The following is a 26,442-nucleotide window of genomic DNA, read 5'->3' as shown; positions in this document are numbered from 1 at the left end:
TAACAGATGTTATGTCAAATAGAAGAACTTTTATTAAACAAATGATGGCTGGAGGTATATTATTACCTTCAGCTCCCCAACTCCTGGCGGAGGGAAACTCTTCCGGAGTGGTTGGAAATGGGGAATCTGTCGGTTCCCGCGAGATACGAATTGCTTTAATCGGTAAAGGCGGAATGGGGACTGCTGATGCGAATTGTGCTTTACGGGTACCAGGGGTAAAGATCACGGCCGTATGTGATGTTTATGAAACTCGTTTGGAGGATGCTAAAAAACAGTGGGGAGATCATATTTTCATAACAAAAGATTATAATGATATTCTGAAACGTAGTGATGTCGATGCCGTACTGATCGGAACTCCCGACCATTGGCATCAACCCATTGCCATTGCAGCCATGAAAGCTGGTAAGCATGTATATTGTGAAAAACCGGTTATCCATAAAATAAGTGAGGCGGAAAAATTGATTGATGCGCAGCGGGTAAGTGGTATGTATTTTCAAGCCGGAAGTCAGGGTATGGCTTCTTTAGGGAATAGAAAAGCCCGGCAACTGTTGCGATCCGGGGCTATCGGCAAAGTCAATTTTATAGATGGGCAGTTTACAGGTGCTCCGGGAACATTGGGGTATTATCCGGTTGCTGATAATGCTTCTGAAAAAACAATCTGGTGGAAACGGTTCTTAGGAAATGCACCTAAGCATAAATTCGATCCCCAACGTTTCTTTTATTGGAGGAACTGGAAAGATTACGGAACCGGCATTGCCGGAGATCTGTTCGTGCATGTGCTGGCAAGCCTTCACTATATAACTGATGCTATTGGTCCGGAAAAAGTTTATACGACAGGTGGTATCCGGCATTATACAGACGGATATCGGGATACTCCTGATGTGATGCTTGCTTATCTGGATTATCCGGACAGGGAGGATCTGGGAGCGTTCACCGTACAGTTGGGTGCAAACTATGTCGACGGTGTTTCGCGTAAATGGGGAAGTATGGACTTTCGTATTGTCGGTTCGGAAGGAACTCTCGATGTGGCATGGGATAAGGTCACTTTGAAAACGTTGCATAAGGCTGATACAGCTTTCTTGCAGGCATTGGAACCGATTGGGCAGGGGATCGATACGCCGGTTGTCAAATCGGAAAAGGAGATAGAATTCATTGCTTCATCGGACTATAAGGGGGGGCATTATGATCATTTTGAAAACTTTTTTACGGGTATCCGTAATAAAACCCCGCTTGTTTGTGATGTCATGTTTTCTGTAAGATCTGCTGCTCCGGCCTTATTAAGTTATGAAAGTTATGAACGGGGAGAGGCCGTTTATTGGGATGCTGAGAATCTGAAAGAAAGAAAAATTAAAAAAGAGATTCGTCTATGAAAATTATAGGATATGCAGTCTTGTTGTTGTTAATAAGCTGTCCTTTGTTCGCATCGAATCCGGTTCTTTCGTCGACAGCGGAAACAGTTGTCCCATACCGGTTATCGGAGCAGGAGAAGAAAGATGGTTACCGGTTGTTGTTTGACGGAACTACTCTGGATGGATGGATTAACAACTCTGATGAGTATATATTGGAAAACGGTTGTATTGCTAAAAAAGCCTCGGGATTCGGAAATCTTTATTCGGAAGATAGTTTCTGTAACTTTGTATTGAAGTTTGAATTTCAACTGACACCCGGAGCAAATAACGGATTGGGGCTTCGGCACATCATAGTTCCGGAAGGTTATTTGGGAATGGAACTTCAGATACTGGATAATGACGATCCTCAATATAAGGATCTGAAGCCCTACCAGTATCACGGAGGTTTATATAATTATGCTCCGGCCAAACGCGGGTATTTAAAACCAGTGGGCGAATGGAATCAACAGGAAGTGATAGCTCGGGGAGCCAATATTAAGATCATTTTGAATGGGACGGTCATTCTCGATACGAATATCAAGAAAGTGATTAAGGATATTCCGTATGATAAGGTACAGTCCGGATTGCGGAACTCATGTGGTCACATCGCTTTCTTGGGGCATGACTCGGTAGTCAGGTTCAGATATATCCGTATAAAAGTTCTCGAGTGAGAACCACGCAATTGCTTATAAAACAACGACAAACTACTGATTGACTTGTTTTATAGGCAATTGTAAGTTACATGCTGATAAGAAGGAGCAGGACAAATTGCATTTCTGCCTGTGAGAAAGTGGTACGTAGCTTTTTTAAAGACCTTTGTATCAGATTCTGGGTAGATTGGTAATTCATATCCATGATCTGGCAAATCTCTTCATAAGATAATCCTTCTACAAAACGATAATAGATGATTTCTTTCTGGCGTGGCGATAAAACCTCGAGCATCCGGATCATTTTCTCATTCAGGAATTGTTCTCTTTCATTTTCGATAATCTCATCCTCAATCGTATATTCTGCCGCAAAAACAGGTTCCAGCGAATCGATCTGACTGTATTTTATGTCTTTTCTGAATATATTGAATAGCTTGTTTTTCAAGGCAATAAAAAGGTATAGTTTGATGTTGTCTGTAGACTGGAGGTGTCTGCGGTTCTGAAATATCTTTATAAACACATCCTGTATACAATCCTCTACCAGCCCTTTATCAGAGGTAAAATGCATGCCATAAGCATATAGCGCCTGCGAGTACTCTCTATAAATATATGTATAAGCTTCATCATCTCCACAAAGAAAATTCTCCCAGATTATCTGATCTGAGTTTCTCTTTTTTGTAGTCATGGGGGTTGACTCAGTGTTTTTTCTCATAAGAATGCTACGTGGTTAGACCTTGTTCAGAATCAGAACACAAAAATTTGGGAAAACTACTCATCTTTTTCTGTAAATATATTCACTTTTTTCTAAGTGACTACTTTAGTTGACACTTCTGTCGCAGATTGTAAAGTCTAGTTGACAAATAGACTGCCCGGATTGTTAATTGCATGGAAAAGAGCAATTATTACTGAAAAATTTCCTTAATAGAGTACCAGCTATAAAAAAATGTATTACTTTTGTACCGGTCTTAACAAGGCGCAATAATAGCAAGTTAGATGTAGGTATTGGAGTCCTGTTATTTTAATTTCGCGAGAGAGAAAAGTTATATAAAGTCAATCATTTAAATTATTATCAAGAATGGCTAATTTAGATTTAAGCAAGTACGGAATTACCGGTGTAACAGAAATTTTACACAATCCGTCTTATGATGTTCTGTTCGCAGAAGAAACAAAACCGTCTTTGGAAGGTTTTGAAAAAGGTCAGGTAACAGAACTGGGTGCTGTAAACGTAATGACTGGTGTTTACACAGGTCGTTCACCTAAGGATAAATTCTTTGTAAAGAATGAAGCCAGCGAAGACTCAGTATGGTGGACTTCTGAAGAATATAAAAATGATAACAAGCCTTGTACTGAAGAAGCATGGGCTGATCTGAAAGCTAAAGCTGTTAAGGAATTGTCTAACAAACGTTTGTTCGTTGTCGATACATTCTGCGGTGCAAACGAAGCAACTCGTATGAAAGTTCGTTTCATCATGGAAGTAGCTTGGCAGGCACATTTCGTAACTAACATGTTCATCCGTCCGACAGCGGAAGAACTGGCTAACTACGGTGAACCTGATTTCGTTTGCTTCAACGCTTCTAAAGCTAAAGTTGACAACTACAAAGAACTGGGTCTGAACTCTGAAACTGCTACAGTTTTCAACCTGAAGACTAAAGAACAGGTTATCCTGAACACTTGGTACGGTGGTGAAATGAAGAAAGGTATGTTCTCTATCATGAACTACATGAACCCGCTTCGTGGTATCGCTTCTATGCACTGCTCTGCTAACACAGATAAAGAAGGAACTAGCTCAGCTATCTTCTTCGGTCTGTCCGGTACAGGTAAGACTACTTTGTCAACTGACCCGAAACGTCTGTTGATCGGTGATGACGAACACGGATGGGATAACGAAGGTGTGTTCAACTACGAAGGTGGTTGCTATGCTAAGGTTATCAACCTGGACAAAGAAAGCGAACCGGATATCTACAACGCTATCAAACGCGACGCTCTGTTGGAAAACGTAACAGTTGCTGCTGACGGTACAATCGATTTCGCAGATAAGAGCGTAACAGAAAACACTCGTGTTTCTTATCCGATCTATCATATCGAAAACATCGTTAAGCCGGTGTCTAAAGGCCCGCACGCAAAACAGGTTATCTTTCTGTCTGCTGATGCATTCGGTGTATTGCCTCCGGTATCTATCCTGAACCCGGAACAGACTCAGTATTACTTCCTTTCTGGTTTCACAGCTAAATTGGCTGGTACAGAACGTGGTATCACTGAACCGACTCCTACATTCTCAGCTTGTTTCGGTGCTGCTTTCTTGTCATTGCACCCGACTAAATACGGTGAAGAACTGGTTAAGAAAATGGAAATGACTGGTGCTAAGGCTTATCTGGTTAACACTGGATGGAACGGTAGCGGTAAACGTATCTCTATCAAAGATACAAGAGGTATCATCGACGCTATCCTGGATGGTTCTATCGACAAAGCTCCGACTAAGGTTATTCCTTACTTCGACTTCGTTGTTCCGACAGAATTGCCGAATGTTGATTCGAAGATCCTTGATCCTCGCGACACTTACGCTGACGCTGCTCAGTGGGATGAAAAAGCAAAAGACCTGGCTGGTCGTTTCATCAAGAACTTTGCTAAGTTCACTGGAAACGAAGCTGGTAAGGCTTTGGTTGCTGCTGGTCCGAAATTGTAATTTACAGATTCAGGGCTATATAACCTGGATTAAGTATAAAAAATCAAAAAGCGTAGAACATTTTGTTCTGCGCTTTTTTTATATATCTATATTAATTTTATCATAAATGTTAGTTTGTTTTAAAATCTATTATTATCTTTACCCCCAAATTATCCGTTATTGTGGGGTTTAAAGGTAGAATGATAAAGCATTTATTATTGATTTTCGGAGTCGTATTGTTTTTGTCGTCATGCGGCAAGGACGTCTCTTACCGAATAGAAGGCAAATTGTCTAATTTGGAAGATGAGACGTTGTATGCTGTTTTTGAAAATGACAATTACAAGGTCGTCGATACCATCACGTGTGAAAAACCCGGACAATTCTCTTTGAAACACAATGAAGGTGATTTCAATACGGTCACAATCTTCTTCGATAACAAGAAAAGCTGGACTACGGCTTACCTGATCAAAGGTGAAAAAATAACCATTAGCGGTGATGCTCTTTATCCGTCTCTGTTGCAGGTAAAAGGCGGACGGATCAACGATCAGTTGAACTCCTACAAGAAGAGTATCAGTCCCTTGCTGAAGGAACAAGCGGATCTGTTCAAGATTTTGACGAATAAGGGAAGCTATACGAATACAACGGAAGAAACCGATATCCCGTCTCGTCTGACCAATGTGAATCATACGTTGTCGGAACGGGCCATGGAATACATACAGGCGCATCCCGATGAGGAGGCTTCAGCTGTTTTACTGCAATATTACTTCATGAATCCGGATGACACCCGAAAGCTGGATGAGTTACTGGCGGTGCTGAGTCCGAAGTTGAACAATTTCTATCTGATACGTAAACTGCAGGAATATAGTGCCAAGGCACAGCGTACCTTGTTGGGTGCGGAAGCCCCCGGCTTTCATGTAAAGAACGTATACGGACAAACTGTGAGTCTGGACTCATTCCCGCAACGTTATTTGCTGCTTGCTTTTACAGCTCCCTGGTGCGACATGTGCCAGACGGAAGATCTGTTTTTGGATAAAGTCGCAATGAAATATCCGAAAGAGAAAGTAGATATGCTGCTGATCAGCCTGGACGACGACCCGAAGGAAGTCCGCAAGCTGCTGGCCAAAGACAGTATCGACTGGAACCTGGTGACCGACTCTGCCGGACAGGCAACGATGTTGGTCGACCTCTATAATGTAAACGCACTTCCCCGCTGTTTCCTGATCGATGAAGAAGGAAAGATCGTCATGAAGACGGACAACGGTGTGGAAATAGAACAAACACTTGAAAAACTGATAGAGTGATGAAATAACGAATTATAAACTTTCAACCAAAATCATTAATTATGTTAGTCAAATCGTATGCCGCCGCGGTGCAGGGCATCTCTGCAACCATTGTCACCATTGAAGTCAATTGTACGAAGGGAATCCAGTTCTTTTTGGTCGGTCTCCCCGATGTTGCCGTACGCGAAAGTCACGAACGTATCATCTCTGCCCTTCAAGTGAGCGGATATAAATTCCCCCGTAATCGTATTGTGATCAATATGGCGCCTGCCGATATCCGGAAAGAAGGTTCTGCCTATGATCTGCCGCTGGCTGTCGGCATATTGGCTGCTGCTGAAGAGCTGGATGCTTCCCGGATGGATCAATTCATCTTGATGGGAGAACTTTCGCTCGACGGTAGCCTGCAGCCGGTGAAAGGAGTGTTGCCTATCGCCATCAAAGCGAGGGAAGAGGGCTTCAAGGGCTTTATCCTTCCCAGGCAGAATGCACGAGAAGCTGCGGTAGTCAATAATCTGGAGGTGTACGGGGCTTCGACCATCAAAGAGGTAATCGAGTTCATGAGTGGAAAGCGTGAACTGCAGCCGACTGTCGTGAACACGAGGGAAGAATTTTATGCCCGCCAGGAGCAGTTTGAGTTCGATTTCTCCGATGTACGCGGGCAGGAGAGTGTCAAGCGTGCTTTGGAAGTGGCGGCTGCCGGTGGTCATAACCTGCTGATGATCGGTGCACCGGGAAGCGGCAAGTCGATGCTGGCAAAACGGTTGCCGACTATTCTTCCGCCGTTCACCTTGCATGAATCGCTGGAGACAACGAAGATCCATTCTGTAGCGGGAAAGATAGGGGTGGAGACTTCCCTGATGGTACAGCGTCCGTTCCGTTCACCGCATCATACCATTTCGAATGTGGCGATGGTAGGCGGGGGAGCTTATCCGCAACCGGGAGAGGTCAGCCTGGCTCATAATGGGGTACTGTTTCTTGATGAGTTGCCGGAGTTCAACCGGAGTGTGCTCGAAGTGATGCGCCAACCGCTGGAGGATCGCAAGATCACGGTTTCGCGTGCCCGTTTCTCGGTCGATTATCCTGCCAGCTTTATGCTGGTCGCTTCGATGAATCCTTGCCCGTGCGGTTATTACAACCATCCCGACCGGCCTTGTCTTTGTCCTCCGGGAGCGGTACAGAAATACATGAACCGTGTTTCTGGACCGTTGCTCGACCGCATCGACATACAGGTGGAGATCGTTCCCGTGCCTTTTGAAAAGATTTCCGAACAACGTCCGTCCGAACCCAGTCTGGCTGTCCGTGAACGGGTTATCAAGGCGCGTGCTATCCAGGAAAAGCGTTTTTCCGATTATGAAGGTATCTATTGCAACGCCCAGATGACTACGCCGCTTCTGCATAAATATGCCGTGCCCGATGCTGCCTGTCTGGCCTTGCTCAAAACCGCCATGCAGCGTCTGAGCCTGTCCGCCCGTGCCTACGACCGTATCCTGAAAGTTTCCCGCACCATTGCCGACCTCGATGCCTCCGAAAACATCGAGACCCGCCATCTCGCCGAAGCCATCAATTACCGAAACCTCGACAGGGAGAGTTGGGGACTGTAGAAATTTAAGATATACCGTTCACCTATCACCTTTTTATGCTCGCCTTTTGATTATTATACGATTATGGGTGAATGGATGGGGTGAACGGTTTTATAAAAAGGTGAATGGTTGATTCGAACCCTTCACCTTTTTATAAATAAATCTTTCCGGCAACTAAAAAGTATCTTTCTCCTAGTTACCTGTTATTGTCAAACACGTTACTAACTAACTCTTTAGCTATAACTTTCAATCTCCGGAACTCCTGTCGCAAAGCTTAACGACGTAGGTCGAAAAGCTTTGCGATATGGCTCGTTAAGCTTGCTGACCTTGCTCGTTAAGGGAAAGGCTTATGATGTCTGGCTTAATTGATCGGGACTTATCGCTTAGTAGCCAATAGTATACGATGGTAGTTCTCACAGAACTTCAACTATTCCGGTATTCCAACGGACTTATACCCACATGTCGTTTAAAATATTTGCCGAAGAAGGACATATTTGTGAAGTTCAGCGAATAGGCGATATCCTGCACCGAAGTCTCGGTCGATTTCAACTGGGCTTTGGCATCCATGATGACCATCGATGCGATGATATCGATGCAGGTTTTTCCTGTGGCTTGCCGGATCGTTGTACTTAAATGAGCCTGTGTAATTCCCAGTTTATCAGCGTAGAAGGATACGTTTCGTTCCTGACTGTAATGTTGCATGACCAGTTGTGTAAACTCGTGTGCGATCTGTTCACTTTTTGCTAAAACTGTTTTTTTAGTTCGTAAATCCTTATACAAATCGCCTAGTCCGTGGATCAAGGTGAAGAACATATGTTTGGTAACCTCTCTGCTGATTTTTCCGTAACAAGTGATATAGGTCCTGGCCAGCAGATCCATATGGTCGCGGAAGATTTGGGCGACTCCTTCTTTCAACGGGAAAACCGGTGAGGTCTTTATCGTATAGAAGATGTCGAGAGTCGATTTGATAATATTGGTTGATGTAATGAACTGGGAGGAATAGCCTATGAAATAGATCTTTAGCTCTCCTGTTGCTTTCAGTATCTGGAGAATACTTCCCGGCAGGATGGTCACGAAGTCGTTTGCTTTTACCTGGTAGGTCGTTGCATCGATTGAAGCCTCGATTTTTCCTGCCATGCAGAGCACGAAGATACCAGCTTTCAACCGGCAGGGGAAATTCGTGTACATATTCAGTATTTCGGGGCTGATATCTTTCCCGACAATCCAGTCTTCGGGGATGTCGAGTTTGGGTAGCTCCTTAGGTATATTTGTATCCATTTGCCTGTTTTTATATAGCTGCAAATGTATTCATTATTTTTCAAAGGCCAATATGCTTTCTTATAAATAGAACACCAGAATAGCTCCTTTCTGTACCATATCATGTATAATAAAGAGAGTTAGTTGATGTGTTTTAAGGCATATCTTAAAAAAAGGACAGTAAATCGTATAAATAGACCTTGTGAGGTTCCGAAATTCGGAGTTAATTTGTCCCCGATAAAAATGCATAGGTACTAGTATATAATATTAAGGTTAGAAAATAACCCTAAAATAGGTATAAGAAGGAAATGGAAATAAAGAGAAGACATAGTTCTGCGAGAGCTATGGCGTTGTTTACGTATATTTCTGTATTAATATTAAGTCTGTCTGCTTGTGATGAGGAAGGTCATTCTTCCAAATCGGGAAAACTACGTTTAAGCTTGACCGCTGATACCACATCCCTGAAGAAAGGTATCGACTCGGGTATCACCAAAGCGGCTTCGGACGAGTTCGCGCAATTCCTTACTACAGAAGATTATCGGATATTGATTGTCACCGACAAAGACACCACAAAATCATACGACCGCTTCGACCAGATGCCGTCTGAGATCGAACTGCCCGAAGGTGCTTACACCCTGGTTGCCTCCAAAGGGAACAATCTCCCTGCTGAATTTGAGAATCCTTATTTCGAGGGAAGTACTGCCTTTACCGTAAAAGAGGGGATGAGTACGCCGCTGGAGGTGACGGCGACATTGGGAAATGCACGGATCACGGCCGAATATACCGACGATTTCAAGGAGGCGTATTCGGAGTATGCCGTTTTGCTGAGTTCTGCCTATACAACTACTGATTTGGAGATTGCTAAAGGCGAAACGCGTCCGGCATATATGCAGGTCGATAAAGAGGGAACAGATATTGCTATCGGTATCAAGTTGAAGAAAATAACTGAAGAGACGGAGAAAACATATTACGTACCGACTGCATTGAAGTTGGAACGCCGACAAAATGTACGTCTCATCTTTAAGACGGATGGCGAAGCCCTGGAAGGAATCGGGCTGGATATCGTATTGGATGATACAATGGAGGAAGTGACGTTTACGACGGAGATTCCGGATTTTATGTGGAAGCCGTTTGATAAGCCGACGCTGAGTGCTGCCGGGTTTGAGGACGGAGCTTCGCTGGAGGTAAAAACATCTGCTTTTGATGAAGATTTGCGGGTTGGTTTCAATATTCCGGGAGGAATGAAGTCTTTGTCTGTAAAACGTTGGATAGGTGATGAAGAAGAGGAAGATGCTGAGAGCCTTGATTTGGTCGCACAAGCGGACGAGGCATTGAAACAAGGATATTGTTGGATGGTTGGAGAGACGGAAAACGGTAGTTTGTCCAATGCCCGGGCGGGATATATCAGTTTGTTGAAAGCGATCCGGAGTTTACAAGCGGATCCGGATAATCCGGTGACTTATCATTTCGTTTTTCAGGCTGTCGATGCGACCGGTAAGGCATACGAAAGCAATACGCTTCGTCTGACCGTGGTCGTTCAACCGGCCGGCGCTCCCTTTATTGACGAGCAGGCATTGGCTTTGCCATCCGAAGCGGTGGAAGGGGATGAATTGGTTGATGTGCTGCAAGCCTCTATAATAGCAGAAGGATTGATCGATGAAGAGCATACGACCTTGACGTTGGCAAGTACAGGTGGATTGAATGATATATTCCGCTTGACAAATGATGATGAACGGAAGAAGTTATATGAAACGTATGGTATAGGCGTGGAGAAAATTGCCGATTCCCGATTGGATTTGTATGTATTCAAGCCGTTTACGACATTCTTGACTGCACCGGCAGAGGGAGGAAGTACTACTTATTCGTTGAAACTGCATCTGCAAGATAAAAATGGTAAGACGGATGAGGTGACGAAAGAGATTGTAGTGAAAGCTCCGGAATTTGAATTGGTAACAGGTGAAGGGGATGCTTTTGCCAAACGAATCGTCTTGCGTACGAATTTCTTGGGTGGCGAAGATAAGAATAAGTTGACTTATCAATATTTGAACGGAAGCGATTGGACGGATCTTCCGAACCAATCGTTGAAGAAAGATGCTGACGGAAACCAGTGGGTAGATACTTTGCGTAGTTTGATGCCGGAAACAAAATATTCGGTTCGTGCGATATACAATAGGGGGAAAGATTATGAACGTATCAGCAAAGAGGTAACGGTTACAACCGAGACTACCGGCACGATTCCGAATGGAGGGTTCGAAGAATGGAGTATTGCGCCAGATGCAAATGGAAATACAGATGAGGGGGCAAAGAATACAATTACAGTGACTGGTAAATCGGAATATCCGTATAGATATTGGGAGTTGTGGCAGCCTTGGTCCTCTTCTGAGAATATCGGATGGGCTACATTGAATGCACTTACAACCCAGCATGGTTCTATGAATGAAGGTTGGGTGACTGCGGGCGGAGATTATGGTTGGACGCGTTACGCAGCAAATTCCGGAACGATAAAGGCGGAAGGAGTGTCGGGCTCTGCAGCTTTAATTCGTACAGTTGGCTGGGGAGCTGGTAATACAGGGGGAGGTGATGCTTCTGTGATTAAAGAAATAACACCTGGAGAGTTGTTTTTAGGTGAAGTAAATAGTAATACGTTAAAGCCTATTTATGGCTATGATTTTGGATCTCGTCCAACGGGGATTTCTTTTGATTATAAGTATGAAACGAAGTCGGGTGGAGATGATACATTCATAGCAGAGATTGTTGTATTAGGTGCAAATGGTGAAATTGTAACTCAGCAACAATTACCAAAAAGTGAGTCAGGAGCGATGTCTTCTTGGTTTGAGGGTAAGCAGATTCGTTTACAGTACACAGGAGAAAATGGCCGATTGAAAGCGGAGAAAATTTATATCCGTTTTAAATCAAGTACAAGTGATAATTATGATTATTTGAGAAGTAACTTGGTGAAAATGCCTCCTTTCTCAAATTTAAGTAATGGTGAATCTGTCGGTAGTCAACTTTATATTGACAACGTCGAATTAATATACGAATAAGAAAAGATGAAAAGAAATATACTATACTGTTGTCTGTGTGCCGTATTGCTGGGTTGGTCGGCTTGCGGTGACGAGCCGGAAAACAAGGTGACTGGCTTTGAGGAAGGAACGGGTGGTCTGCGACTGATGGCGGGTTATTCTACTGAAATAAAGGTTCCGGTCATTACCCGGAGTGCGGATTTCAGTGCTTTGGCAGTTAAAGACCTACATATAGTGATTACTGATAACAAGGACAATTCCGTGAAGCTGGATAAGGTGTACGGTGATTTGTTGAATGAAGAAGAGGGGGGATTACCTATTGTTCTTCCATTGGGAGAATATACAGTTAAAGCCTGTACGACAACAGATACAGCCGAGGGTGTGACGGAAATACCCTATTTTATGGCTGAGAATGATAAAGTCAGGGTAGAAGAAAAACAAATATCCAATGTCTCTCTTCGTTGTACATTTGAGAGTATAGGTGTGGAACTAGCCGTTTCCGACCAGTTCAAGCAGTTGATGGAAGAACAACCGAATAACTATTCTTATCAGGTAACAGTCTCCAATGGAATCGTTTCCAGAGAGTTTACTCCGGATAAAATGACGGCTGTCTATTTTCTGGACGCTTGTAAAGCTTTGGTTGTAAAGGTGAAAGTTAGGCTAGGTGCTTCCAATAGCTGGTATCCGAAACGGACCTATTACGTAAAAAACAGTTTGAATACGCCTGCCACCTCCCCGCAATTAGGAGAGTATTATGTTATACGCCTGGATGCAGGGGCTGAACAGGAAGAAACTTTGTCATTGAAATCGGTAACACAGGAGATAAAAGAATAAACAGATGAAGTACGTACGAATATATTGTAGTCTTTTATTATTTCTTTCTTTCTTGTTTTCTTGCGAGATGAAGAAAGATCTGTTTGGTGAAAAAGACGGGCAAACGGGAGATGGCGTGTCAATAGAGAATGTCGGTTTGCTTGATTTGGAAGTTAGTGCAGAAAAAGAGATTCCGGTACCGGGAACTAAAGGGGATGCTGATGAAACATTGAACTCGGATGAGTTTGGCGTTTCCATTTTAGATAGTTTAGGGCAAGTAGTAAAGGCATACGCCTCGTATGCCGAGCTAAAAGAAGCGGGCGAATTGTTGTTGCCTCCCGGACTTTATCATGTGTTGGCTAGTCTGGGCGATGATGTGAATGCCGGATTCAACCGACCCTATTATGCAGGTGATACCACTTGTGTGGTCTCGGCTAAGGAGGTGGCAAAAGTGGTAACGAACTGTCGGTTACAAAATAAAAAAATACAGTTTGGCTTTTCTGATAAATTCCAGCAGGAGTTTTTAGGGGATTATACGATCGTGGTAGACAATGGCTTAGGTGTGTTAACGATTCCGGCGGATGAGAAACGAATTGCTTATTTGAAAAACAGCGGAACTTTACGCTTTACAGTATATGCCACGACAAAAGAAAATAAGGCTTGTACCTATTCGGTTGACCTATCCAAAGAAGAAACTGTGTTGGAGCATAATAATGTGTATATAGAATTGGGCACCGAGCCGATGAAACCCGAACCCCCTGATACACCAGGTGGAGATGGTGAGGGAGAAGAACCCGAACTACCGGAGGATCCGGAAGAACCGAGCGATTCGTCACAAACGGTAGCTCGCCCCTTGTTGAAAGTGGATATATCTTTGGTGGAAAAGGACTATGTGATTGAAGTGCCCTCTGTCTTTGAAGAGTCCGGAAAACCGGATACACCGGGAGGAGGCACGGATACGCCCGGAGGTGGAGACGGACCGGGAGGGGATACGCAACAGAAGATTGGTATAACCGGAACGATCGATGGCAAGTCGTTTAATGTCAATCAAGCACAGACTATTACTTCTGCTACTAAAAGCGTGGTGATTAACTTGTATTTGCCGACAGGCTTGTCTCAGTTGGGTGTGGATGTGGCGATCGGAGCAGATATCAATTTGTCACTTGACTTGCTAAATAAGTCTTCAGTAGATGAAGTGAATGCTATTCTGGCTAACTTAGGTAAGAAATTAGTAGTCCCATCCAAAGGGGATAAAGGAAACCTGAAGTTTGATATATCGGGCTTCTTGGGACTGATGGATACGAATAACTCGTTTAAGATTTCTTTGGGAGACAAGAATGGGGAGACGACGAGTGCAACTATAAAGTTGAATAAGAAATAAGCGATGAACATGGACTATAAAAAGATAATAGGATACACTCTTTGCCTCTTGATGGCTTTTTGCTTTTCCTGTAAAGACGAGACAGAGGGAATACCGACAGGCATGCTTTATTTGAATGTGGAGGAGGATGCTTCTTTGCAAACCCGGGCTACGTCGGAGGTGATGTATGAGTCGCTTCGGGTAGCTATTATCAAAGGGGAGGAAGATACGCTGAAAGTTTACAACGATTACCTGGAGGAGGTAAAAGGCGAACGGTTGATATTGCCGATCGGGGCATATACGGTTGCCGTTACTTCCAACCATGATGGGACAGCGGCATGGGAATCTCCTTTCTATCAAGGACAGGAAACGGTGGAAGTGAAACAAGGCGAGATAACGAATGCAAAGGTGACTTGTACCATTCACAATACAAAAGTATCGGTAGATGCTTCACTGTTGAAAGATTATTTTACCGATTATCAAACGGAAGTGAGTAATTCTTCCGGCTCTTTGATCTATACCCGTGACGAATATCGTGCCGGATATTTTGCTCCGGAAAAGTTGGCGGTCGAGCTCAAGCTGGTGAACCGGGATGGTAACGAATTTGTCATTAAACGGGTCTATCCGAATATCGAGCCGAAATATCATTATACTTTTAAGTTTGAAATAGATAACCAGGGACCGGGTGATACGGATGCCGGCATCGATTTCGATATCACTATTGATGAGGAACATAAAGAAATAACCTGTCCGATCTTTATCCGTAAAGAGGATTTGACACAAAAGGGAGAGCCTTCTTTGCTTCTTCGCGGTTTTAAGGACGAAGGTATATTCCAGCAACCGGAGATAGTGGACGGGGTAGAACCTCCGGCAGCCGGAACTGTTGGCCTGGTTTATCGTATCGGTAAAAAGAATAGTGTACAGTCGTTTAAGGTGACAACCAACTCTCCGGTATTTTCGGCAGCCGGATTAGCGGAGTTTGAGATGACTGATGAAACGGTTGCAATGCAGGCTGCTCGGTTGGGATTTCCGCGTTTGCCGGGGGTAGCGGGTAAAGAGGAAGAACTTTATCTCAACTATGAGTTGGATCTTTCGGGGATATTGCCTTATTTGAAAACGATAGACCGTAAACCGACAGTACATGCTTTCACGGTTACGTTGCTTGACAATATCAATCAGGAAACATCCATTGACTTCTCTTTCAAGATAATGCCGGATGTGGATGCTTATGTGGAAGAGCCTGTAAAATGGACGCACTTCGCTGTATTGAAAGGTGTCTGTCTGGACGAATCCAGCTATTTCATGTTGAAAGCGGCAGAGGGAGAACCGAAGAAGGTAGATGTTGTTCAGCGAGATGCGGAAGGAAATCTGTCGGCTTTGGTGGTTGGATTGACACCGGGTACAGACTATTCGTATTGGATTGAATCGGCGGATAATAGTGCGATGAAATGCGAACCGATTGGCTTTAGCTTGGCTAAACCATTGGAGGTGCCGGGATTGAATATGGACGATTGGGGAACACGAAGCGGAAAGGGAGCTATCGGAGGAAATGTCTCTTATCCTTGCTTAAATGGAGTGAATAGTTCCGGTGGTGTGTACTGGGAATCCGGAAACCGGGGTGCTGCATCCGGGGGGGAAGTCTTGCTGCAGGGAGAAAGCATGGATGTCAAACAGGGGAAAGCTGCCAAACTGACTTCTCGTTGGGCTGGTGCGATGGGTATCGGTGCGTTCTCTGCGGGCAGTATATTCTCCGGTTCTGTGCAAGAGGTCTCTACGGCAGGGGCAAAACTGAAGTACGGACAGCTGCATAATGGTTATCCGACAGCCTTACAGGGATGGTATAAATATCATCCGGGTAAAATCAATTGGGTGGATAATAAAGAGACATCGACAAACGAAACAGATGAAGCAATTATTTATGCGGCATTGACTACCAAACAATATATCTTGGAATCGTTGCGTACAAATATTGGTGGAGTTATAACTTTTGCTCCTACCGATGGTGGCGTGATTGCTTATGGCGAGATGAGGACTCAGCAGGAAGTTACAACTTATGAACAGTTCAATATTCCGTTAGTCTATGCTCGATTGCCGAAAGCAGAGGAGAAAGTCTACCTTATTATTATGGCTGCATCAAGCAGTAAGGGAGAGTTTTTCAAAGGATCGACGGATAGTTGGTTGCTTTTGGATGAGTTCGAATTGCTTTACGACTACAATGATTCTGCTGTTCCAGCTTCGGTAGTTGGAAATATGGTTTCGGTAAATATAAACGACAAATAACGAATATGAAACAACTCTTATCTTTAACCGTTTTGTTGCTTCTCTGTTTTTCTTTTCCTGCGTTGGCCAAGAAGAACAAATACGACCGGGGCATTCTGATGAAAACTTTTATCCCGAAAGGGCAATGGATGGTTGGTACGACATTCTCATATAGCGAACATGTGGATGAGAACTTTGAGTTTTTATCTGTGTTGAAAGATATTAACAGCGAAGGGTATACCTTTAAGGTTACTCCGTTGGTAAGCTATTTTATCCGCGATAATATTAGTCTCGGCGGACGGTTTGCCTATTCGCGTACGAATATGGATATAGGTAATATATCTCTGGAATTGGGTGACGATCTGAGTTTTGATGTCGATAACTTCAAGTCTGTGTCCAATACCTATACGGCAGCGGTCTTTCTCCGTACCTATTTGAATCTGGGAGATAGCAAGCGTTTCGGATTATTCAATGAAGCGCGTGTGTCGTATGGTTATTCAGAAAGCAATAGCAGTTCAGGTACAGGTATCGATCTTTCCGGTATGTATCAGTTGAAACATAACCTGAATATCGGTCTGGCTCCCGGGTTGACTGTCTTTATCAACGATTACGTGGCAGCCGAGGCTTCGGTCAATGTGGCGGGATTGAACTTTAACTGGTATGACCAGACGAAAGACCAGGTGTATAAAGGAAAACGCACGGCAAGTTCCGCTAATTTCAAGATCAATCTGTTGTCGATCGATTTGGGTATTGTCTTTTATTTGTAAAAACAGGGCATGAAAGGAAGAAATCATATATTGTGTTTTTTATTAAGTCTGTTGCTGGCAGGCTGTGTGGAAAACGATCTGCCTTATCCTACCATCAAAGGGGTTATCGAGGAGTTCGCCATCGAAGGGCAGACTTCGGTAAAGATCGATAAGGCTTCGGCTTCCGTCTCTGTGAAGGTGGCGGATACGTTAGACTTAAGAGACCTGAGGGTGGAAAAGCTGGTCGTTACTCCAGGCATGACCGTTCTGCCGGATTCTGTTGCCTGCAAAGATTTCCGGCATTTTCCGGATACTGGATTTGTGTCGGTTGACAGTTTGCCCGAAACGGTTAATACGCGGATGAACTTCAGGGAGCCGGTTTCTTTCCTGCTTCGTTTGTATCAGGACTATCCTTGGAAAGTAACAGTGGTGCATGACATACAACGTAAAGTAATTGTTGCCAACCAGTTGGGAAATGCCTTGATCGATGCAGATACGCATAATGTAATTATATATGTGGATTCAACAGCCCAGCCTTCTTTACGTAATGTGAAAATAGAGACCTTCCAGTTAGGTAGCAGCATTGCAAAAACGACACCCGAACCGTCGGAAGTAACCGATTTCACCCGTCCTCGTGTATTTCAGGTATCGGCTTTCGGTGAAACGGAAGAATGGACCGTGAGTGTGGCGTATCCGCCTGCCGGCATGTCGTTCACCTCTTTGTCGGCATGGGCGAAACGGGCGGTAGTAACGGGTAAGACATTGACCGGACAGGTTTCGGCTCGCTATCGCGGTAAACCGCAGGCAGAGACAAAGGCCGATTCGGAAGAAGCTTGGGAAGAGGTGCTTTCCAGTGAAATAGAGATAGATGAAGAAGGAAACTTTACGTTGGTCTTTACGCATCTTAAACCAAGCATGGAGTATGAGTATCAGTTAACAGTGGATGGTGCATCCGAGGATATCAAGACATTTACGACGGAGGCGGTGGAATTGGTGCCGAACCTCTCGTTGGACGATTGGTTCAAAGATGGTAAAAGTTGGTATGCCAATCTCGACCTGACAACGGAAAACTATTTCTGGGATTCCGGTAATAAGGGATCGAATGCGGTAGGTGAAGCCAATCCTACTTCTCCGGAAACCAGCGATGTAGTAAAAGGAAAAGCCGCCCGCCTGGAAAGTAAAACGGTAGCCGGAGTGTTTGCTGCCGGTAGTTTGTATACAGGTACTTTTGGAAAGGTGGAAGGACTGAGCGGTGCTTCGTTGAATTTCGGTCGTCCGTATACCGGTCGTCCGTCAGCCTTGCGCGGCTACTATAAATATAACTCCGGCACGATTGATAAAGCGAAAGATCCCTATAAGGATTTGGAAGGTCGTAAAGACTCTTGTCATATTTATATGGCGTTGTTCTCCGATTGGACGGCTCCTTTCCCTGTCAATACGAATACGGGGGTATTTGTGGACCGTACCTGGAATAATGAAAGCCTGCTTGCCTTTGGCGAACTGATCCAGGGTGAGACAGTGAAGGATTATACGCAGTTCCGTATCGACCTGCAATATCGCGACCAGACAACAAAGCCAACCTATATATTGATTGTCGCTTCCGCCAGCAAGTATGGCGATTACTTTACTGGCAGTACGAGTAGCGTGTTGTTGCTGGATGAGTTGGAGTTGGTGTTTGAATAGGATTCGAATGTGGAAGAAAACCGGCTTATCGAGTAAGGTCAAATCTACTCGATAAGTAGATGCTCGTCTACTTAGTAAGTAGTGGGGGTGTCTGCTTATTAAGTAGACGATGCTCTACTTAATAAGCAGTTTTTGGCTTGCTTCAATACTTCATAGAACGGTTGTTAAGAATGAAATAAGAAACCGGATAGAACCGGAGGCTTTAAACCTCGGTTTTGGACCGGCATAAAATAAAAACAGTTTAAGAATAAATAGAGTAGCATCGGAAGAACGTATGTTTTCTTTCGGAAGAAACAGGGTTTTCTCCCGAAAGAAACGGTGTTTTGCTGGGAGGAAAGGATATGAAGATGGAAAGGAAGAGATATATGAAATGGCTGGTTTTGCTGGTCGGGATGATCTGTTCGGTCGGGGTAAAGGCAACGGATGTGAACTCTGTGAGTAGTTTAATCAGTGCTTTGGGGAGTGATAAGGCAACGGATATTGGAAATAATACGGTTCGGTTGACAGATAATGTTTCTTTAAGTAGTACTTTAACTTTTACAGGAGGGACGATTATACTGGATTTGAATGGGAAAGAACTTAGCTTATCTACAGTGAATAAAGATGCTATGGTCTTTTCTGTTAATAGTGGAAATTTGACAATAAAAGGAAATGGACTTATTAAAGCAAAAGCATCGTGGGAAGTAGGTAGTTGGTCTAGTAAGTATAATGCTATTGCATTATCATATAATGGAGGACAAGTTCATATATTAGGAGCTCGTTTTGAAGCTGAAAAATATTACAAAGGAACAGCTTATACTCTAGATCCTAATAATGGTCGTACAGTAGCTGATATGATTCCGAACGGAGCATATATGACCAATAGCAATGATTATTCAAGTACAGGTCTTGTTGCTACATCGACAACGGTCGTATTGACCAATTATAAAATCTCTTATAATCCAAATGGAGGGCAAATGGCATCAACAAATGCTGAATACAATCTTGAAACTGTTGATGATTTCCAGTTGCCGACGGAAGGGGCTATACTTAGGAAAGGTTATACATTTGTGGGGTGGAAAGAGAATGGAACGAATGTAGATAAGGACTATCTGAAATCTAAAATTCAATCATCTGGGCATGTTGCTTCTGTGGATATGACTTTTATTGCAAATTGGAAAGCTATAGATTATACTGTCACTTATTTTAATGAAGGTAAAGATATAACCTCTACAGTAGATAGACTGAAAACATATCAAATAGGAAATAATACAACACTTCCAACTCTCAAACGAAGTGAAGCAGATTTTCTAGGTTGGAAAGATCGGTCTACTGGCCAAATGATAACGAATTTACCGGGAAATGATCCTCGGAATTTAGAGTTAGATGCGATATGGGATAAGAAGTATAATATAACTTTTGTGACAGGAACAGAGGAATCGATCTTAAAAATATCAACTGCTACAAGTAAGGAGGTGTCAATTCCCACTCCGAAAGAAAAGAAGGGCTATACATTTGAATATTGGTCTGACGGGAAAGGAAACGCAATTCATGATAAAATCTCGGCAAATGTTTATGACTCGGATATAACATTAACCGCCGTATGGAGTCCGATTACTTATCATGTTATATTCAAAGATGGAGAAGAAACGAAAGAGACGAAAGAATATACGATAGAATCCGGTTTGTCCGATTTTCCAACTATTCGTAAGGATGGTTATGTATTTAATTCTTGGTTGAATGAAAACAGAAAGCCTGTTTCTTCTATTTCAAAAGGTATAATTGGAGATAAAACATTTACAACTGATTGGACGGAAATAACCTATACGTTGACTTATGATTATGCGGATGGTGAAACGCCTTCTTCTTCTGATAAATATAAATATACGGAAACTGCTCAAACACAAATAAGAAGTGCTTCACGTAAAGGATATAATTTCTTAGGTTGGTTTTTACCTGGTAGCACAGACAAATTGGAAAAGGTTCCGACACTTATTAGTGATACGCAGAAAGAATTTTTATTTACGGCAACTGCTAAATGGGAAATTCAAAACTATAAAGTCATCTTTTACTTGAATGATGGAACTGGGGCTGTATTAAGTGAGAAAGAATATACCTATAATGTGAATACCGGTATTCCAGAGGAAGATATGCCAAAAGATGTCAAGCGTACCGGTTATGACTTTGGCGGTTGGTTTGGAAATGAAGCATGTACGGGTGATAAGATAGAAAATGTATCTGCCGGAGCTGGAGAACTGAAGCTTTATGCGAAATGGACTCCTAAAACATATACTATCACTTATGATATGCAAGGAGGTACAAATGCTTCGAATGCTCCTTCTTCTTTTATATATAACGAAGGATGTCTTTTGCCGAGTGAAAATGTAAAACAAGATCATTATGTATTTACAGGTTGGACAACAGAAGCCACATCAACTACTTACGTGAAATCTATTCCTGCTAATACGGAAGGGAATCAAAAATTTTATGCCCAGTGGACTCCCTGTGTATATACTATTTCGTATATAACCAACACTGAAACAGCGCTTCCTGCCCAGTCTTATTTGTATGGTACGGAAGTAAAAACAAAGAAAACATATAAAGAGGGATATACCTTGACTTGGTGTTATGATGCCGCTCTAACACGTCCTTTTGGTGATCTAATTACTGCTGATAAGATTCCGGCAGGGACAGGTGATGAACTGGCTCTTTATGCCAAATGGACTCCCACGGAATATATAATTACGTATGATACCTATTATGGAAAAATTACATCCGGAAAGGTAGAGAAATACACCATTGAACAAGAAGTCAAGTTGCCTACCGATATACATCGGGAAGGTTTCACTTTTGCCGGTTGGTATGCCGATGATTTGTTGAAAGAGAAAGTAACAAAGATTGAGAAAGGTTCATCCGGCAACAAAACCTTCTACGCCACCTGGGATCGTGGTTACCAATTAATCGTTACCCAACCTTCTTATGGTAAGATTTCCGTTACCCGTAATGGTACTATTCTGCCTGCCGGAACGATGATCGGTAAAGGAGAATCGTTGACGGTGACAGCCGAAGCGACGGATGCCAACTATGAATTGAAGGAATTAGTCATTGATGGCAAAGCTTATACTTCCAGCCCGCAATTGGTAGCGATGCCGGAAAAAGATTTGAAGATAACGGCAACGTTTACCGAGGCTTCTAGGCCTGCCGCCTCTGCCCCCGAAATTATCCTGACCCCATCCGGTGTCGATAAATTTCCGAAAGGGGAGGATGTAAAGGTTCGACTAAAGAAAACAGATGAGGCTACCACTTTATATTACCGTTTGGACGGTTCACCAGAGAAGGCTTATTCGGGAGAGTTCCTGGTTGAGAGTGCTAAAGATACGGTTCTTTTGGAGGCTATTGCAAAGAAAGAAGGTTATCGGGATGGGGTGACAACACGTTATATTATCTTCAATAATGGGAAGATTACCCTGACTTTCGATCTCCCTCTTGGCGTGAAAGCTACCAACCCGACAGGCGGCGATGTGGTGACGGCTACCACGACCGGAGGCTCTTTTGAGTTTAAGCTGACGGTGGATAAAGACTATTATACGAATCTCGACTCAATGGTTGTCTCGGCGAATGACTCGACGATTCGGGCGAATGCCTCCGGGCTTTATACGTTGACGGATTGCTCGTCCGATATTACGGTGACTGTTTCCGGTCTGAAAGCCAGAACCTGTACGGTTACATTGCAGCAGACAGAGAACGGGCAGATCAAGTTTACCGACGGTGCGGACGAAACGACTTCGGAAGTTGCATACGGATCATCGGTGTCGATCACGGCTGTTGCTGATGAAGACTTTAAGTTCCTGCAATGGAATACCGGCAGTCAAAGCAACCCTTTGAAACTGACGATTAGCAGGGATACGACTATTTCTGCCCGTTTCATCTCTGATTATAAATCGTATATGATGACTTTGCCGCAGATGGAAGGTGTGACTGTGAAACCGTTCTCCGGTTATTCTACCGAAGTGAAGAAAGACGGAACGTTTAAGTTCTATCTAGTTCTCGCTAAAGGATACCGTGAAGGAAATTTGGTTGTTCGTGCCAATGGTGAAGAGTTGACGAAGAATAAAGGAGGATATGCGATCTACCATATAAATAAGAACATCAGTATCTCGGTCGATGGTATTGTCCGGGATTCCATAAAGCTGACATTGCCGGATCATGTGAAGGCGAAAGTTGTTGAAACGATGTCCGACGTAGCCGGTCAAGGGCTATTTGAAGAAACGATGCTTTTGCTTCAGGCGAAAGCGCCCGAAGGTAAAATCTTTAGTAAATGGACGGACGGTAAGACGGATAATCCCCGAATGGCAACGGCTGTGGATGCAGCCCAGCTCATACCTCTGTTTACAGATAAGGAAGATGCTACTTATGCAAAGGTGATCCTGAATCAATCACCGGGAGCCGGTATTACGGGAGCCGGTTCGAATATGGATGCAGTGAAGAGTGGTGACGTTGTGCAGCTGAAAGTCGTTTTGCTTCCTGCTTATAGTCAAAGCGAAGTCGTTTTGACAGCCGATGACAAGGTGCTGACTCCTGAAACTTCTTTACGCGCAGCATCTGAGACGAAAACCTATGTATATAATTTGCCGGTGGAAAAAGACGGTATAACGGTGAAAGTATCGGGACTGAAACTAAATAGCTATGAGGTTACAGTGAGCCAGACTAACGGTGGTACCGTATCTGCTGTTCCGGCAGGTAAGGTTACTCATGGGGATAAAGTCCAATTGAAGGCGGAGGCGGCTTCCGGCATGTTGTTTGTCAAATGGTGGGATGGTAACACCCTGAATCCTTATCCGTATACGGTAACCTCCGATACGGAAGTAAAAGCCTGTTTCGTCGGAACAGAATCGATTGTCGATAATGAATTGGTTGATACGGAACGAGTACGGATGAAAGTATCCGCTTCTACTTTGTTTATTGAAGTGCCGGAAACTTCCCTGTTATATATCTGGGATTACAAAGGCTCTTTGTTCCGTACCCTTACAGTTCCTGCAGGGATGTATACTAGTTCGCTTCCGTCGGGAGCTTATTTGGTGAAAGTGGGTGACGGACAACCGGTGAAAGTCGTTGTTCGGTAAAGAAAAAGGAGTAAAGGTCTTCAAACCTTTACTCCCTAATACTAAACTTTTTATTCCTTGATTAGAAAAATGCCTTGAATAGTTTACGTAAGAAATCCCTTCCGTCTTTGCGGCAGAGGATAATCCTTATAAATATTATTGAACTAATTAAAAAGATTGTCCCGAAAACAGCGAGTGCTGGTGTTATTACAATTGTTGATGCTATCATATTTATTCCTCCTTACTTCTATTTGTCAATAAAATATAATCCTATAACTATTAGAACGAAAACAGATAATCCACTAAGTGTATAAATCAGCCATCTGTCTGTCGCGTCACTCATGATTGTAGATAGAATACCCCCCCAATGACGAGTTTGGCTACGTCTAATAAAAACTTTCCTAATTCTTTTAACATAGTTATTCTTTGATTAAATGATTACTAGTTACAAAGGAAACCAATCTTTTCCATCTAACCAAATATTTCCGTACCTTTGCCCCTCAAAAAGAGAACACAAGGTATGGAAAAACAGTTTAAGAGAACGCTGATTACTACGGCGTTGCCGTATGCGAACGGGCCGGTACATATCGGACATCTGGCTGGGGTGTATGTGCCTGCCGATATTTATGCCCGCTACCTTCGTCTGAAGGGGGAAGAGGTTTTGATGATTGGGGGATCGGATGAGCATGGTGTGCCTATTACGCTCCGGGCTAAGAAAGAAGGAGTTACACCGCAGGATGTGGTGGACCGTTTTCATGGTATCATCAAGAAGTCTTTCGAGGAGTTCGGTATCACGTTCGATATCTATTCCCGTACTACTTCGTCTACCCATCGTCAGGTGGCTTCGGATTTCTTCCGGACACTCTACGAAAAAGGTGAATTCATCGAGAAGACCAGCGAACAATATTACGACGAGGAAGCCAAACAATTCCTTGCCGACCGTTATATAACCGGTACATGCCCACATTGCGGTAACGAAAAAGCCTATGGCGATCAGTGCGAAGCCTGCGGTACTTCGTTAAGCCCGACAGACCTGGTCAATCCGAAGTCTGCCATCAGTGGCAGCGAGCCGGTGATGAAGGAAACCAAACACTGGTACCTGCCGTTGGATAAACATGAACCGTTCCTGCGCAAATGGATCCTCGAAGATCATAAGGAGTGGAAGCCGAATGTATACGGACAGTGCAAGAGCTGGCTGGATATGGGATTGCAGCCACGCGCCGTAAGCCGCGACCTGGACTGGGGTATCCCTGTGCCGGTGGAAGGAGCTGAAGGCAAAGTACTTTATGTGTGGTTTGATGCTCCGATCGGTTATATCTCCAATACCAAAGAATTGCTGCCGGATAGCTGGGAGACCTGGTGGAAAGATCCTGAAACCAAGATGGTACATTTCATCGGTAAGGACAACATCGTGTTCCACTGCATCGTATTCCCCTCTATGCTGAAGGCGGAAGGTTCTTTCAACCTGCCGGAGAATGTGCCTGCCAACGAGTTCCTGAACCTGGAAGGGGATAAGATCTCTACTTCCCGTAATTGGGCGGTTTGGCTGAATGAATATCTGGTGGATATGCCGGGTAAGCAGGATGTATTGCGTTATGTACTGACGGCCAATGCTCCGGAAACAAAAGATAATGACTTTACCTGGAAAGATTTCCAGGCACGCAATAATAATGAACTGGTGGCTATCCTGGGTAACTTCGTGAATCGGGCACTGGTACTGACTGAGAAGTATTTTGAAGGAAAAGTGCCTGCAGCCGGCGAGTTGACCGATTATGACCGTCAGACATTGAAGGATTTTGAAGATGTAAAAGTAAATGTAGAACGTTTGCTGGATACATACCATTTCCGTGATGCTCAGAAGGAAGCGATGAATCTGGCACGTATCGGAAACAAATACCTGGCTGACACGGAACCCTGGAAGCTGGCGAAGACGGATATGGCACGTGTGGCTACGATCATGAATATCGCTTTGCAGATCACGGCTAACCTGGCCATTGCTTTCGAACCGTTCCTGCCGTTCAGTATGGAAAAACTCAACAAGATGCTGAATGTGGAACCGTTAGGCTGGAGCCGTCTGGGCGCAACCGACTTGCTGGAAGCCGGACATCAGCTAGGCAAATCCGAACTGTTGTTTGAAAAGATCGAAGACAGTGTGATCGAAGCGCAGGTTCAGAAGTTGCTGGATACAAAGAAAGCGAACGAAGAAGCCAACTATAAAGCGAAACCGATACGCGAAAACATCGCGTTCGATGATTTCACAAAACTGGATATCCGTGTGGGAACGATCCTGGAATGTACAAAGGTGCCTAAGGCCGACAAATTGTTGCAGTTCCGTATCGATGACGGTCTGGAGAAACGTACAATCGTTTCCGGTATCGCCCAGCATTATGCCCCTGAAGAGTTGGTCGGAAAGCAGGTTTGTTTTATTGCCAACCTTGCTCCGCGTAAATTGAAAGGCATTGTATCGGAAGGTATGATCCTCTCTGCTGAAAACTTCGATGGCAAGCTGTCTGTCATCACTCCGGAAAAAGAAGTGAAACCGGGTAGCGAAGTAAAATAACATAAGATCTCCGGTGCTATGGAACGTAAGAGTGCCGGAGGTATGAATGATAATAGAGCCGGTATTCTTATCTGTAAGAGTCCCGGCTCTCTCATAGGTAAGA

At 43.8% G+C, this 26,442-nt stretch carries 16 protein-coding genes; 13 read left to right on the top strand and 3 right to left on the bottom strand.

Annotation, left to right across the window (positions count from 1 at the left end):
* Positions 1 to 11: 11 nt before the first annotated feature.
* Together NBH15_RS01620 and NBH15_RS01615 are read left to right on the top strand one after the other, a co-directional pair.
* Positions 12 to 1,370: a Gfo/Idh/MocA family protein gene (locus NBH15_RS01620; protein ID WP_250821835.1), complete on the top strand. Its 1,359-nt coding sequence runs from the start codon at positions 12 to 14 to the stop codon at positions 1,368 to 1,370.
* The gene (locus NBH15_RS01615) at positions 1,367 to 2,059 is read left to right on the top strand and encodes a 3-keto-disaccharide hydrolase (protein ID WP_010801362.1); all 693 of its coding nucleotides are present in this window, start codon (positions 1,367 to 1,369) and stop codon (positions 2,057 to 2,059) included. The genes NBH15_RS01620 and NBH15_RS01615 overlap by 4 nt, the downstream gene beginning before the upstream one ends.
* Positions 2,060 to 2,126: 67 nt before the next feature.
* Here the strand turns inward: NBH15_RS01615 and NBH15_RS01610 are convergent, their stop codons facing one another.
* Complete coding sequence (locus NBH15_RS01610; RefSeq protein WP_009860705.1) at positions 2,127 to 2,747, bottom strand: RNA polymerase sigma factor; 621 nt, start codon at positions 2,745 to 2,747, stop codon at positions 2,127 to 2,129.
* 363 nt (positions 2,748 to 3,110) lie between these two features.
* Between NBH15_RS01610 and pckA the strand changes: the two genes are divergently transcribed.
* From pckA to NBH15_RS01595, 3 genes are all read left to right on the top strand, one after another.
* The gene (gene pckA, locus NBH15_RS01605; protein WP_250821834.1) at positions 3,111 to 4,718 is read left to right on the top strand and encodes a phosphoenolpyruvate carboxykinase (ATP); all 1,608 of its coding nucleotides are present in this window, start codon (positions 3,111 to 3,113) and stop codon (positions 4,716 to 4,718) included.
* Between the two features lie 179 nt (positions 4,719 to 4,897).
* The gene (locus NBH15_RS01600; protein WP_250821833.1) at positions 4,898 to 5,998 is read left to right on the top strand and encodes a TlpA disulfide reductase family protein; all 1,101 of its coding nucleotides are present in this window, start codon (positions 4,898 to 4,900) and stop codon (positions 5,996 to 5,998) included.
* Positions 5,999 to 6,039: 41 nt separating this feature from the next.
* Positions 6,040 to 7,578, top strand: coding sequence for a YifB family Mg chelatase-like AAA ATPase (locus NBH15_RS01595; protein ID WP_250821832.1), 1,539 nt, complete (start codon positions 6,040 to 6,042; stop codon positions 7,576 to 7,578).
* A gap of 402 nt (positions 7,579 to 7,980) precedes the next feature.
* On the opposite strand, the gene NBH15_RS01590 is transcribed toward NBH15_RS01595, so the two are convergent.
* Positions 7,981 to 8,823 (bottom strand): helix-turn-helix domain-containing protein, encoded by an 843-nt coding sequence (locus NBH15_RS01590; protein WP_250821876.1) that lies wholly within the window; start codon positions 8,821 to 8,823, stop codon positions 7,981 to 7,983.
* Between the two features lie 299 nt (positions 8,824 to 9,122).
* Here NBH15_RS01590 and NBH15_RS01585 point away from each other — a divergent pair, with 299 nt between their 5' ends.
* The 7 genes from NBH15_RS01585 (at position 9,123) to NBH15_RS01555 (ending at position 23,800) form a co-directional block, all read left to right on the top strand.
* On the top strand, positions 9,123 to 11,858 hold the full coding sequence (locus NBH15_RS01585; protein ID WP_250821831.1) for a DUF4493 domain-containing protein: 2,736 nt from the start codon (positions 9,123 to 9,125) through the stop codon (positions 11,856 to 11,858).
* Between the two features lie 6 nt (positions 11,859 to 11,864).
* Entirely contained in the window at positions 11,865 to 12,671 is an 807-nt protein-coding gene (locus tag NBH15_RS01580; RefSeq protein WP_250821830.1) for a DUF4493 domain-containing protein, read from the top strand.
* Positions 12,672 to 12,675: 4 nt separating this feature from the next.
* Positions 12,676 to 14,031, top strand: a complete 1,356-nt coding sequence (locus tag NBH15_RS01575) for a DUF4493 domain-containing protein (protein ID WP_250821829.1) — start codon at positions 12,676 to 12,678, stop codon at positions 14,029 to 14,031.
* Between the two features lie 3 nt (positions 14,032 to 14,034).
* Positions 14,035 to 16,290 carry a DUF4493 domain-containing protein gene (locus tag NBH15_RS01570; RefSeq protein ID WP_250821828.1) on the top strand — a complete coding sequence of 752 codons (2,256 nt, stop codon included), beginning with the start codon at positions 14,035 to 14,037 and terminating at the stop codon, positions 16,288 to 16,290.
* A 5-nt stretch (positions 16,291 to 16,295) separates the two neighbouring features.
* Positions 16,296 to 17,036: a hypothetical protein gene (locus NBH15_RS01565; protein ID WP_250821827.1), complete on the top strand. Its 741-nt coding sequence runs from the start codon at positions 16,296 to 16,298 to the stop codon at positions 17,034 to 17,036.
* 9 nt (positions 17,037 to 17,045) lie between these two features.
* Positions 17,046 to 18,698: a PCMD domain-containing protein gene (locus NBH15_RS01560; protein ID WP_250821826.1), complete on the top strand. Its 1,653-nt coding sequence runs from the start codon at positions 17,046 to 17,048 to the stop codon at positions 18,696 to 18,698.
* 347 nt (positions 18,699 to 19,045) lie between these two features.
* Positions 19,046 to 23,800 carry an InlB B-repeat-containing protein gene (locus tag NBH15_RS01555; protein ID WP_250821825.1) on the top strand — a complete coding sequence of 1,585 codons (4,755 nt, stop codon included), beginning with the start codon at positions 19,046 to 19,048 and terminating at the stop codon, positions 23,798 to 23,800.
* A gap of 318 nt (positions 23,801 to 24,118) precedes the next feature.
* On the opposite strand, the gene NBH15_RS29600 is transcribed toward NBH15_RS01555, so the two are convergent.
* On the bottom strand, positions 24,119 to 24,196 hold the full coding sequence (locus NBH15_RS29600; protein WP_502921266.1) for a DUF6722 family protein: 78 nt from the start codon (positions 24,194 to 24,196) through the stop codon (positions 24,119 to 24,121).
* A gap of 103 nt (positions 24,197 to 24,299) precedes the next feature.
* Between NBH15_RS29600 and metG the strand changes: the two genes are divergently transcribed.
* Entirely contained in the window at positions 24,300 to 26,339 is a 2,040-nt protein-coding gene (gene metG / locus NBH15_RS01550) for a methionine--tRNA ligase (protein WP_250821824.1), read from the top strand.
* Positions 26,340 to 26,442 lie beyond the last annotated feature (103 nt).

The organism is Parabacteroides caeci, from assembly GCF_023656795.1.
GTDB classification, from domain to species: domain Bacteria; phylum Bacteroidota; class Bacteroidia; order Bacteroidales; family Tannerellaceae; genus Parabacteroides; species Parabacteroides segnis.
The sequence above is the reverse complement of the archived record's forward strand: the minus strand, read 5'-3'. Positions and strand labels throughout refer to the sequence as shown.